The sequence below is a fragment of the Gracilibacillus boraciitolerans JCM 21714 genome (genome assembly GCF_000521485.1).
Classification (GTDB): Bacteria; Bacillota; Bacilli; order Bacillales; family Amphibacillaceae; genus Gracilibacillus; species Gracilibacillus boraciitolerans.
On record NZ_BAVS01000006.1, the window covers coordinates 105,004 to 117,584 of the forward strand.

Sequence of the window (12,581 nt, forward strand, 5' to 3'; positions counted from 1 at the left end):
GTACGTTTACCTCCTATTATTAATATCCTTGATTTTGTCTATCGTAATTAATTTTATTTTTGTCAATATACGCTTTTTTTATATCCTCAGCTGTAAAGCCTAGCTGCTGACCTAATATTAAATATGTATCAAACAAATGGTAATATGCAGCAATTGTTTGCTTTTCCTTCAAAGTCGTAATTGATTGAAAAACCTGATGAAATAACGATGTTACATCTTTGTCATCTTCTAATGTCTTAGGCTCGTAATGTGTAATACCAAAATCCAATCCTAATGATAAAATAAAATGAATGCCATCTACATATTCTTCGACAATTACTTCTTTCTCACTAGCTGGCTTTAAGCTCCAAAACTTGAAACAGCGAGTTTCATTTGCTAACTCTCCCACTTCTACCAGCAAAGCTAACACCTTTTTTTCAAAAACATTTTCGTTTTTTAAATCATGTTGTGCTAAAATATAGTTATCTAACTCTTTCTGCATGTCAAACAGTGTCTGCCAATTCATAGTGATCTCCTTCTAATTGTGACATTCATCCATTTATTATAGCATGTTTTTTTTGCTTTTTTGAAACCAAAGCACTACCATAATCGTATAGTAGAAAAAGAAGTCTTGGAGTGTGATAGAAATGATTATTTTATTATTCCGTTTTTTGATTGTAATTGCAATGATTGTATTGATATACACTGCTTATAAATATATAGTAAATCCTAAAAGAAAATTAGAAGTAGCACAGGAAAAAAATGAATTTTATTTCTTAGATCATAATGATAATATCAAAAAGAATTTCTTTATCACTTACAAAGGATTTTTATTTGAAGGGGGGGAAAAATATTTAGGCACAACCGAAGATTCATTTGAGGTGATTAACATTGTGATATATACCAGAAATCCGGAGAAATTAAAAGGATTTGAGCGCAAGGATATATATTTTCTGGAAGAAGAAATACTTATTCGTTATCCTCACGCTGAAGTGGAATGGAAGTATCCGATTAATAAGCTGCATTTGCAATAATTTTTATGCTGGCTTTTGTGAGAAGAAAGTTCGCCATTTAATACTAGCATTCTTTTTCCTTACAAAATAGGCTAGTAATAAAATTAAAAGTACTAGTGGAATGGCATAATAGATGGATATTTCATGAAATGTTCTTCCGAGTGTAGTATAAAATATAGCGACAGGTATTATAGTTAGTAATGTGGTTCGTAAGTAGGAATGGAAGCTTACGGATTTTTTATATATACAAAACGACAGTAAATGAAAATGAATAAAAGGTAACATTCTTAACAACGCTAATTGACACGTATTAAGGGAAAATTGTTTTCCAAGTAATTTTTCCTCCAATCGTTTAAAGCGTTTTTCAAGAGCAGGTAACATTTGAACGATAAGATAAAAGATACTACTAGAAATCATTAATCCTAGAATGGAATATACCGTACCTGCTAATAAACCAAATATGATCCCACCAGTAATGCAAAGTAATAACACAGGAACAAATAGCAAAGGTCTCAGAATATGCGCCATAATAAATACAACCGGAGCTGCAAGTGCATAACTTTCCATTACCTTTAGTTGACTAATCATCTCGATAGGCATCATTTTATCAGCTCCTTCTCCTTATATAATATGACATGAGACGAGCTGTTATGACACGGAGTATCTAAATGAAAAATATAACAAGCAATGCTGCGTCCAAGAGTGTTATAAGTGGTAAAAGTATAATAAAGGATATATGTTTGGTTTTATGTCTGAATACGTACATACCAACCTTATGATAAGTGAGATTGTTGTACAATTGGATTAAACCCTTGATATATTAACGTTTCTTAATCAAATTTTTATTTTTAAGAATTGGACAAAAATACACAAAAAAATTTTAAATTTAATGTTCTCAAAAGAGTGATATGACTTCGCATAGGTTAAAATCTTTGGACAGTTTTAAAGGATTTTTATACACTTATTCACCAATTAATTGCCTTTTTTATATCTAAATTAAAGACATCGAGGAACAGTTCAAACAAATATCTGCTTCGGTCTTCTCCACCACAAAATTCAGGAGATAAGGCTACCGTTACCATGTCCCATTCCCACATATATTTCTTCATGTACTCTAACTCTCTTCTTATTAAGGGTTCAGGCAATAAAACTGAATTACAATCCCAATCCTCATAATTAAAGTTAAAGAAATCTAAATCAAGGTCTAAAATAACGCTTTGCTCGTCTGTATCATTGAACCACTTTTTTCTATATAAATGCTCATAATGATTTAGCGTATAAGCTCTTTCAACTCTTGCCTGTTCTTCTATGTCTACCCTGTCATTACTCACCATAAGGACATTTCCTATAGTTCCATTCTTTTGTGCAGGGATAATGAACTCTGCTATACCTAAATTTCTTCCAAAACTTATTGCCTCGTTCTCCGTAGTTATTTTTTTAATTTCACAGAACGGTTCAAGATAATCTAAGTGGGCATCAATATGTACAACTGTAGCACTTGGTTTTATATAGTTTCGGATTCTTCCTATTTCCCATGCTGAAAATGCCCAATTATGGTCTCTCGAAATAAATATTTTTTCATCAGGAAAACAAACCCTATATTCACTGTGAAACTCCAAAATATCACCTCATATTAAATATGTTATATTTATAAAAATTTGAATGGAATAAATGTTTTTCAACTAATTTAAACGGAAATTTTCTATCATTTCATTTAATTCTTCATGATATTCATTCAACATTAATTCCAAAGATGGTAACACAAGATATTTTTCAAGCCATGCTACATAAAGAAGTGCAACCTTATAAGCAACTTCAAAATTTGGAACAGGTTCATTGAATATAATTTCTCTATGAGCTGAAAATTTATCTCTGAAATCTTTTACTTCATGCCAGTAGTTTTGATAGTCTTCCAACGTCAATTTTAAAGCTGTCAAAAGGTAATCAATAAAAGGGTACGTATTCATATTCATCCTTTAAATCCACCTTTTTATAATGAGTGTCATTATTGTAACCACCGAATACCATACACCAATAATTTACAGATTTCAGAAGATGTGCATCAATTGGATATTTCCAAAATATAGGTTATTTAGGTAGATACTGTTTATTACGAATTAACTCTTTGTATGTTGTATAGTGTATTAAAAAATCACGAACAATAGGAACTTGCCGACCTAATATTTCGTCTGTTGTATGGCTACTCATTATTCCCTCTCCTCTTTTAAAATCTTCTTCAAGCGTTGAGTTTAAAAAGAAAACCACCCAAAAGCTCCGCAAAGGCAAAAAGGGTGGTCATTCTCGTAAAAAATAATTCAGTTTTGTGAACAAAACCCTTAAGGCTTTGTTACATAGAGGTCATCAATATGTTCAGTATTTATGTCCCTCTTATAAAATACTTTAAAAACAATCGGATTCCAAATCAAAAGTAAAAAACCTTAAAAGCCCTTTTTTGCAAGAAGTCGTAAAGCCTTACGATTCTTTTTTTTGCTCTTCAAGTGCCTCTTTCATAGGCACAGACATTGGTATTCTGGTTGGGTTAGTCGCTTTCTTACATTTTAGCGTCATAACGAACCGCCTTCGCTAACTTTTCATTTCGTTTTTAACACTCTAAAATGACTATCGTACTTCTTGCGAAGCCTTGATAAATTGGTATAGCCAATAATACCGATTCCTGCTTTTAGAATTTCATCCCACAAATAATTCTTTGGATACCCGTAATTTTTAATATCATCAAGATAAGCAGTTACACTCTTATCTAAAAGTTGTTTAGCATCTTTGTCCAAACTCTCTTTATCATTGGACACCCTATACTCCATAGATTCTTCATCGAGTGTTAATTTTACACCATTATAAACTGGTGGGTGTACATTGCCATCCAATGTGTGCATAATCCCTGGGTCAAATACTTCTCCATTTATTTCGACCAAGAATGACTAAATTGTGTATTAGCTTCATAGTCCTCAACTTCTCCTATCACCAATTTATTTTCAATTCCTTGCTCTGACAATAAAATATGTAACATTGCGGAAATCAGATGGCAACCTCCTGATGCTTCTTCAGTTTTTGCTAAATAGTTTAAAGTAGACGCATATGCCTTTTGAATTCCTATTTCTTGTTGATGATTAAGTTCAAATTTTTTCATGTTTTTAATACATTCATCGGAAAGAAATTGTAGAAATTCTAATTTACTATTAAAATGTGGAATCATCTTTTTATCCCCCCCTTTTTGATATTTATTTAACTGTTGTTGTATCCTTATCTTTCTCAGTTTCTTTCAATATTTCTCCCAACACTATTCTGCTTTCTATGGGTAAGTTTTTTACCATTGTTTCTAAGCTGAGATTTTGCATTAATAATAAAAGGGTATTGATTCGTTCCGTTTCATTGAAAAACAGATTGTTTTGATACATTTCAATCTTTTCGGGGGATAAATTTCTCAAAATACTTATAAGCTATCTCTTGTGGTTTTCTACGAGGGGTAAGTTCCATTTGAAAAGCTCCCTAACTTTGACTCTTTTGTTTTTCTCTAATCTCTCTTAATGCTTTATAAAATGTTTTCGTTTCCTTTTCTAAAAATTTTAAAATGATGATTCTACTCACTATGTTTTGTAATGATTTTTAAAATACAATAATATAAAAAACAATAATGACATATACAAGGGCTACCGCAGGGAATCCGTATTTAAATTGACTTACCTTCGTCTTATGCTTAAATAGTTTCATCCCTATACTCGTTCCGACTGCTCCACCTATTAAAGCTATCTTCCATAGTGTAGCTTCTGGAATACGATATTGTCCTCTTTTTGCTTTTTCTTTATCCATATACATGACTACAAAACCAATGATATTTATTACCAATAAATATACCCATACTAATTTCATCATGAATTTCCTTCCCCCTTTCTTTATCATTTCTTTTATCACTATAATAGCCATCCTCATGTACTTTTTCATATGCAGTAACAAAATAACTTTTAATTGATTATGAAAGTTAAGGAAGTAAATGCCAGAACTATTAATATACATGCGTTCTCATATAATCATCAAAACGCTTTAGTATATTAGCTGTTACAAGTAAAACTAAGTGTAACCTAAAAGTTGAATCATCAATATCGGATAAACCAGGGTGAGACCCTTCAGGATGAAGCCTTTTCCAAAAACCATTAATAAATCCTGTACTATTAGCTGTATCCCACTCATTTAAAGAAATATCGAAAATTGGGGGGGATTCGTTTTCGATAATTCTGCTTTTTTTAGATGGTCTTTTTTTATACTTTTCATATGTTGTTCGCCATAAATCTTTTCAGCCATTTCATGAAACAAGCTCTCTGCATATGTTCTTAGTTGTGAATTAGCCGATGCCCATTTCCCATTTTCATGGTTATTCATTGCTTGTCGTAGATGTCCTAAAGGTGTAGAAAATTTATATTTATCAATCAAAATAAAAATTTCATCTTTAGATGACGGTATATTAACAGTGGTCGGCACATGATATTTTAACTCACCATCTATTATTGCTAACCCATCTTGTTGTAGAAGTTTATATATTAAAGGATGCTTATCTTCAAATTCTTTAATTTCTGTCTCATAAATTTGACTTTCCTGTAAGTAAAAGACTTCTTTGTCTATCAGTTCTTTTATTAACTCAAATGCTATATCTGAAATTTCTGGATTATCGTTGTTTTTAAGAAAGTAAGAAACTATATTATTAACTTTCTCTCGTTTACTATTGCCTACTGCAATATCTTGCAGATTAAATTTTAATGCGTATGTGGTAATCACTGTATGAGTTTTAGGTTCAAGAAAGGTGATTAGAATTTCAGTTAATAATCTACTTGAAAACATATTATTCCCTCCAAGGAAAAAAACTTTTAATGTAAATTATAATATACTTACAAGTTTAATATACAAAAAAATCCATGTTTGTTCGGATTTATATACGAAAACGACCACCTGTTAGGTTATTATCAAGTGGTAGAACTTTTTTTGAGTTTGCTTCATTTACTGCCTTACGTAACTTACTGTTCTCAACCTCCAATTTCTGAATATCCTTTTGTCTATCTTCTAATTGACGGATAAGACGTTTATTTTCTTTTTCCAAATTTTCTATGTATAATTTCATTTCACATGTGTCCACTACTTGTTGTCTTAACCCATCAATATACATATCAAGCTCTCTTTTGTCAATTCTGAGTCGTTCGTTCTTATTTATTTTTAAAAGGTCTTTCTTTTCAATTTCGCTTATTCGTTTTTCTATATATAGCTTTAATGTATTGAAATTCAGATTTACTTGACTTCTTGGTACATTTGCCCCCGATGAAACAAATGATATGGACAGTTTACTAAATTGCTTTATTTCCTCGGTCAATTTTTTTTGATGCATACAGAACTTTTGAAGATACTCCTCTATCTGAACTAACTGCTCCTGAACTTTCAAACTACTAATTTCACTTATTTCACCAATCCCATATCTAATGGTATTTTCATTTACATAACTTTTAATGTCAATGCCGTTACCCATTTTTCTATCTCCTTGTTCACTTCATCAATATTGGAAACAATGCCTTCTAATTGCGGATAAGAAGAAAAGATGAATTCTTTTCCTTTCTCATTCAAAATAGAAAGGACTAATTCGTATTCTGGCAAAACTCTGTTTTCGTAAAATTTTATTAAAGCAAAATACTCATTCTCGTAATCCCTTTGATATTTTGAATCCTGTTGAACTAATCCTTTGTTATGCTGAACGATTTTTGCTTTGTCAATAAACCGTTTATAAGTGAAGTCAAAGGATTCAATATTGGGTACTTTCGGGCTTAGAAAATACCATTTTTCAAATGTCGCAAGACGGTATTGACGCTCACATAATATTCCTAAATGTTTGGTACAAACCCCAACAATATTTTCCCGTAAGGGATTATGTTTTAGAGTATTAATAATTTCATCAATGTCTGTAAAAATGTTGAATTTTTTCTTTTTGAGAAATTTATTAATCTCTTCATATGCTTTTAGTAGTTCTGGCTCAGATAGTTCATTTTTTATTGAATTAATTTGCTTATTAGGCTCTAACTCTAACGAGTTTCCATCAGTCGATGCCCGTTTAAATATTGTTTCCCTAATAATATCATCATCTGAAATAGTGCTTTGTCATTTCTTCATCAAGATGATTCATATGCTCTCTTATCCATTGTAGGTTCACTTTGTTTTTTAGAATATTTGCTACAGCTACTCTAAATTGATGTGGGTTCAAAGTGATAATAGTTTCTCCTTTTATTGGAGTTTTAGGTGTATTTAATCCAATTGATGTCATTAAAAAACTGCCTACTTTTGTTTCATGAACTTGAGCTTTTTCATAATCTGATAGGCTACTAAATAATTCATTTTGATGTCTGTAAAAAAATCCATCAAAAAGATAATCGAAACTTGATTTACTATACCTTTTACCAAACTTATTTAAAAACAAAAAAGTTGTATTCCCTATTTTCCTTCTCTCCTGTGAAAGCTCTTCGAGCTTCTGATAAGCTATTACTGTTTCAGGAAAAGCAATGCTCTTAGTCCATCTACCATCCTTTGTAGACGTTGTTTTATAAGTAAAGAATTCGAGTATATAGGCTTTTTCTTTTTTGTTTAATATGGTAATATCCCTCAACTTATCTGCTTCTAATCGCTGAAGTTCACCCTTTCTCATGCCTGTGTGGGATAAAATCACAATTAGACAAGCTATCATTCGGTCTTGTAGTCTAAGGCTTTCATCCTCTATATCACTTAAAGCACACCTAATTACTTGATTAAAAATCCTCTTGGGTATATTAGGGATTTTATTAGCCTCTGCTTCGGCTTTCCTTTCTGCATATGACACACTGAGTATCTTTTGATACTCTGATAAGTCTATGTCGTAACCAGCAATATGTACTTCATGTAAAAATCTTTCTACTTTTTTTAGTACACTGAATAGATAGTTTTTAGTTATATCATTTCTTTTGATTTTTTCTACATATTCTTTAATAATCTCAGGTGTTATATATCTTAAGTCAAACATGTATTTTTCATTTTGCAAATACAAAACAAATCTTTTTATATATTGATATGTTTGATAAACTGTCTTGTTTCTTTTTCTTTTACGTTGATTAAATAAATCACGTAGTATAATTTTTTTTAATAACACTCGAAATATTTTTGACTGAATCGTTGAGAAATCAAGTATAGGTACGTCAGGGTGTAATTTATCGGCTATGTCCCATCTATTATCGGAAAACCTAATATTTGAAGTAATCAGAAGGAAGGTTCATCAATAAAATCTCCTTGAAGATAATTCTGTTCTCCTGACAACGTACTTGCATTATTTATGTTCCATTCTATTTGTTCAATTATCATTTTTTCCCTCCATGATGGAATACATTTCGGCTAAGTAACCTCCGTAAATCTCCATCAACCCTGCATAGAAGTTCTTTTCTGCGACTGATGATGCATTGTCCTTTTTGTTTTTATATTCATTCATTTTTTGTTCAAAATAATAATATCTCTCTATGGTTGTTACGAACTTTTTACATGTCAGACACTTATAAAAACTGTCTTCTTCTGTATCCACTTTAATACACGATTCACTTGCACAACTACCAGCACCATGTTGAACAGGGGGGGAAGGTCTTTAACTGAATTATTATCAACTATTTCTCCATGTAATTCATCATCCAATATAGTAACCCCCATAAAGTGCTTCTACGTATCGTTTAGTATTATCTCTATTGCGATAATGTTTGCCCGCAACTGATGCTGTGTTTCCTGTAATAACGCCAACCTCTAATGTTGATACAAGACCATCTTCAACCATCTGCCAAGCTCTTTCAATATATGTGTGTCGTAAATTATTGGGAGTGTATTGTACCTTGATTTTCCCTTGATGATATAAGTAATTACTGATTGCTTTGAACAAAGTAATGAACCGACTCTGTATTTTAATGACTTTGTTATCAAAATAAGCATGGTTACAGATAAAAATATACTTTTTAAAAGTTGAGTCTGCCTTTTCATAAACAAATTGACTTAGTTTTAGAGCTTTTTGAATTAATCGTATATGTTCTATCATAAAGACTTCTGTCTTATATTCTCTACCTGAAGTCTTACTATAATATTTAATCGTACCAAATTTACCACTATCATCAATTGATACGATGCAGTCTCTTTCTAATCCCAAAATTTCCCCCGAGGCGAAGTTTGGTTTCAATAGCTAACTGTAAAACAATTAACAGAGTTTCATCAATCTTAGAATTTAGTCTCTTTTCAAATTCCTTTTGTATTTCAACGAAGTCTTCCAATGAAATTGGAATACCTCCTTTGTCGTCTACCTCAATTGAACTAAACTCGTCTAAGCCTAACAGAGAAATATTATATTTTTGTTGAACATGTTTTAAAAACTTCCGAATAAATATAATATGATTCTTGGTTGTACCGTCTTCATATTTCTCATTTGATAGGAGGTTTGCATGATAAAAAAATAGAAATCTATTAGAGAAAGGTTTAATTTCACTTGAACCCAATAACTGGTCAGACTCCATTGATGCATTGTTCATGGGTATAACATTTAACTCGTCTTTATAATAAATGTCTGCTTGGTTTAGAAAGTCTGTAATTACTTGAAATTGGTTATAGATACCACGATATGTACTATCAGATTTCCATATAAAATCCTTTAAATCCTGTCTAAATTCGATATTGTGTATTATTTCAAAGTTCATAAAAGAATTAGATGTGTTTGCTATGTGAGTGCCACTTTTATTCAGGTCGGCAACTATAAACCATTTATCATATACTGGACAGTCACTTAATCCATTAAGATTTACAATTTCATACCCTTCCTCAACACTTCGTTGGTATAATATGTGGGTAAGAATGTCTCTATTAAAAGAAAATGAATTGAATAGCCTTTCACCGTTTTCTTCTAAATAAATATCATCTATGTATCTATAAAACATCGTAAGGAAAGGATATGCTTCACGCTTTCCCACAGGATTATATTCATCAATTAAAAGATTATAAAAGAGCAATTGTGTTTTAAATGTTGCTTTATTAAAATCCTCAATCTTATTGATTTTGTGACCATTCAAACTGACCTCAAACAAAGTTATCATTATTCTGTGTTGAATGTGATACTTTTTTGGTTTACTTTTCTCAAGATTCTCTAAAAAACTTTTTACTAAGCTAAACAATAATTGATTTTCAGTCGAGAAAAAATAATTGGCGTATAAATAGTTATTATGTGCATGGTATCGTACCTGTATAATCTCTTCAACACTTGAATCAAGTGGGAAATTTGTGCTAATACTTTCAATAAAAGAAGTGATATTAAGTTTTTTCTTACTTCTTAGTTCAAAATCATACGGTAACAATAGGTTACTATATTTTAATATAAAGAATTTTACTTCAGGATTAGTAAGTGTTTCTGAAGAAACGGTATATAAAAAAAGACCGCTAACCATTTCTCTTGCAGTTTGAGAGAAGTCCCCCCCCAAATTGGGTATCTGGTGATAAATTTGACAATAGTTTTCCCAAGTAAAATCCTCTTGAACATGGATGTATCTACCGATTAGTGATACAAATTTTCTTATACATAGTAATTTCAAATTACCTCGTTTTGATTTAAATTTTCTTTTCATCAAAATGTTATGAGTATCATCGGTATGAAGCCATTCACTAATTAGGGTTTTAATTTGAATATCTGATTCGAGAGAATGTATTATTGACGTTATGGTTTCAATTTCAGTGTCGGTATAAAAATCATTTAATACTTGTTTTATCATATGCCTCTTTAAACCTTTCATTATGTTTTCTTAAAAGGTCTGCCTTGTCTTCATCATCTGGATTATAATAGGCTTTACAACTTTCTGAAATGGCATGTCTGAGTGCTTCTTGTAACTCCACAATCTGTACACCTTGTTTTACCTTTTTCATGGCGAATGCATGTCGGAAACGATGGCTAAGATTAGTAGATTTCGTTCTTTTATCAATAGGAATCCCTGCTCTTTTAAAAATCTCCCGAAGAATATAGCTCCACCCAGCTTGTGTTAGAGGAGTATAGTGTTGATGATTTAAAAAGATATATTGATTTTCATTGTTTAAAAGGGGGGTTGTCCCAACCCTATCGGCTATTGCTTTATTTTTTAAGTTTTCTCTTTTTTTAATGCTTTTACTTAATACAATATCATCTCTTGATTCGTCAATAAATTCTTCAATAAAGTCAGCCATTTCTTCGTCAATTAGGATTGCTTGATATCCAAGGTGATTACCTTCGGTACTATAGCTACGATTATTATAATCATCTGTTGATGTGGGTGTCATAACCCCCCCTTTAGCTCTTTGTGTGGGCTTGTCTGACATTCTATCTCGAATGATTAGGTTATAATAGCCAGATTGATACGATGGCTCTATATCTTCAAATGTAAGCCCTAAAACTTCTCCTATACGTAGCCCATAGTTATACATCAAATCAATAATAACTTTTTCACGTAATCCATAGCTTTCCTCGACAACTTCCATAATCTTTTCGTATTCATAAGGCTTTATGTATTTAGGAACAGATTGTTGTTGACTCACCTTTTTATTTGCTGTGTATCGCTCCTGTACATTTTTTTGGTTATGTGCAAAGAATCCCTTGCCAACTGTTGTTCCTACTGTTGTAGTTTCAAATAATGATGAATCTGTTATGCCATACATTTTCTCTAAAAAGTTTCTATAAACATTCAGGTAGTTATTAAATGTTTGATTATCACGTCTTATCTGAAGGTCTATACTCCATATGCTACCTTCTTTTTGTCCTCCTTCTAAAAACAACCGTAAGTCCCTAATATCACCGTTAGTTATGTTTTTCGGATTATCAATATGCACCAGTTTTAAAAATGAGAAGAACACCTTTAAAGCTGAAAAAGCTGTTTCCCTTTTTTTATATTTGTCATCACCAATCTTTTCATTTAAATATACATTGGCATCATCTATTAAATTTCCACTTAAGTCCGTAATTATGAAGTACATTTTCTTTTGTCCTGTAGATTCCTTTATAAAGCCTATTGACCCAAACGTCTGAATAAGTTCATTATTCCTGTCATATCTTTCATACACAGTTCCTAAAGATGTTTGTATATCTTTAATAACTCCCATATAGTGTTACCTCCAACTAAAGGTCCTCCAACTACGTTCTGCGGATACCGCTACCCGCTTCGGGACTCTGTCCTCCTCCAAGCGAGAAAAATCTCTCTATATGTTCTTTTCCTTTTGTATTCTGAATATCGGCTAATACGTACGTATGTTTACCTATCTAAGTGGACAATAATCTCACTTATCATAAGTATATATTAACTTAAAAAAACATCCAATACTTTCCTGTAATTATGTACATATTCTTAGCTTATCATAAGCAATCGTTGCTCCAAAAGCTCCGCCAATTATGGCAATAAGCCATATTCTCCTCTCTGGTATACGCCACTTCTTGTTGATGGCTTTTCGTTTATCAATTGCCATAATAAAAAAAGTGATACTATTAATAATTATCAAATATGTAAGCAACTCTTCACAACCTTCCACCATTTTTCTTGATAA

17 protein-coding genes are annotated in these 12,581 nt (G+C 31.5%); 1 reads left to right on the forward strand and 16 read right to left on the reverse strand.

Annotated elements, in window-relative coordinates:
* Nucleotides 1-19: 19 nt before the first annotated feature.
* A complete protein-coding gene (locus tag JCM21714_RS06435; protein ID WP_035722775.1) occupies nt 20-505 on the reverse strand; it encodes a dUTP diphosphatase in 486 nt (161 codons plus the stop codon).
* A 121-nt stretch (nt 506-626) separates the two neighbouring features.
* Between JCM21714_RS06435 and JCM21714_RS06440 the strand changes: the two genes are divergently transcribed.
* Nucleotides 627-1,013 (forward strand): hypothetical protein, encoded by a 387-nt coding sequence (locus JCM21714_RS06440; RefSeq protein ID WP_035722777.1) that lies wholly within the window; start codon nt 627-629, stop codon nt 1,011-1,013.
* Between the two features lie 3 nt (nt 1,014-1,016).
* Here JCM21714_RS06440 and JCM21714_RS06445 read toward each other — a convergent pair whose 3' ends face one another.
* The 15 genes from JCM21714_RS06445 to JCM21714_RS06510 all read right to left on the reverse strand — a co-directional run.
* Nucleotides 1,017-1,595: a TVP38/TMEM64 family protein gene (locus JCM21714_RS06445; protein ID WP_052000432.1), complete on the reverse strand. Its 579-nt coding sequence runs from the start codon at nt 1,593-1,595 to the stop codon at nt 1,017-1,019.
* A 362-nt stretch (nt 1,596-1,957) separates the two neighbouring features.
* Entirely contained in the window at nt 1,958-2,611 is a 654-nt protein-coding gene (locus JCM21714_RS06450; RefSeq protein ID WP_235182647.1) for a peptide arginase family protein, read from the reverse strand.
* 63 nt (nt 2,612-2,674) lie between these two features.
* A complete protein-coding gene (locus JCM21714_RS06455; protein ID WP_035722782.1) occupies nt 2,675-2,965 on the reverse strand; it encodes a hypothetical protein in 291 nt (96 codons plus the stop codon).
* A 618-nt stretch (nt 2,966-3,583) separates the two neighbouring features.
* Nucleotides 3,584-3,922, reverse strand: a complete 339-nt coding sequence (locus JCM21714_RS06460) for a hypothetical protein (protein WP_035722784.1) — start codon at nt 3,920-3,922, stop codon at nt 3,584-3,586.
* Nucleotides 3,910-4,203 carry a hypothetical protein gene (locus tag JCM21714_RS06465; protein WP_035722787.1) on the reverse strand — a complete coding sequence of 98 codons (294 nt, stop codon included), beginning with the start codon at nt 4,201-4,203 and terminating at the stop codon, nt 3,910-3,912. Before JCM21714_RS06465 ends, JCM21714_RS06460 begins: the two co-directional genes overlap by 13 nt.
* 410 nt (nt 4,204-4,613) lie before the next feature.
* The gene (locus tag JCM21714_RS06475) at nt 4,614-4,880 is read right to left on the reverse strand and encodes a DUF1294 domain-containing protein (protein WP_052000438.1); all 267 of its coding nucleotides are present in this window, start codon (nt 4,878-4,880) and stop codon (nt 4,614-4,616) included.
* Nucleotides 4,881-5,195: 315 nt separating this feature from the next.
* Nucleotides 5,196-5,840 (reverse strand): hypothetical protein, encoded by a 645-nt coding sequence (locus tag JCM21714_RS06480; RefSeq protein WP_035722791.1) that lies wholly within the window; start codon nt 5,838-5,840, stop codon nt 5,196-5,198.
* Nucleotides 5,841-5,928: 88 nt separating this feature from the next.
* Entirely contained in the window at nt 5,929-6,516 is a 588-nt protein-coding gene (locus JCM21714_RS06485) for a hypothetical protein (protein ID WP_035722794.1), read from the reverse strand.
* Nucleotides 6,483-6,641, reverse strand: coding sequence for a hypothetical protein (locus JCM21714_RS20075; RefSeq protein WP_158413475.1), 159 nt, complete (start codon nt 6,639-6,641; stop codon nt 6,483-6,485). The genes JCM21714_RS06485 and JCM21714_RS20075 overlap by 34 nt, the downstream gene beginning before the upstream one ends.
* Before the next feature lie 478 nt (nt 6,642-7,119).
* Nucleotides 7,120-8,157: a site-specific integrase gene (locus JCM21714_RS06490; RefSeq protein ID WP_035722796.1), complete on the reverse strand. Its 1,038-nt coding sequence runs from the start codon at nt 8,155-8,157 to the stop codon at nt 7,120-7,122.
* A 386-nt stretch (nt 8,158-8,543) separates the two neighbouring features.
* Nucleotides 8,544-8,687 carry a hypothetical protein gene (locus tag JCM21714_RS20080; protein WP_158413476.1) on the reverse strand — a complete coding sequence of 48 codons (144 nt, stop codon included), beginning with the start codon at nt 8,685-8,687 and terminating at the stop codon, nt 8,544-8,546.
* Nucleotides 8,680-9,186: a hypothetical protein gene (locus JCM21714_RS06495; protein WP_035722797.1), complete on the reverse strand. Its 507-nt coding sequence runs from the start codon at nt 9,184-9,186 to the stop codon at nt 8,680-8,682. Before JCM21714_RS06495 ends, JCM21714_RS20080 begins: the two co-directional genes overlap by 8 nt.
* Complete coding sequence (locus JCM21714_RS06500) at nt 9,152-10,810, reverse strand: hypothetical protein (RefSeq protein ID WP_235182648.1); 1,659 nt, start codon at nt 10,808-10,810, stop codon at nt 9,152-9,154. The genes JCM21714_RS06495 and JCM21714_RS06500 overlap by 35 nt, the downstream gene beginning before the upstream one ends.
* On the reverse strand, nt 10,767-12,143 hold the full coding sequence (locus tag JCM21714_RS06505) for a tyrosine-type recombinase/integrase (RefSeq protein WP_052000433.1): 1,377 nt from the start codon (nt 12,141-12,143) through the stop codon (nt 10,767-10,769). The genes JCM21714_RS06500 and JCM21714_RS06505 overlap by 44 nt, the downstream gene beginning before the upstream one ends.
* 228 nt (nt 12,144-12,371) lie before the next feature.
* A partial coding sequence (locus JCM21714_RS06510; protein WP_235182649.1) for a DUF1294 domain-containing protein occupies nt 12,372-12,581 on the reverse strand: 210 nt, incomplete at its 5' end.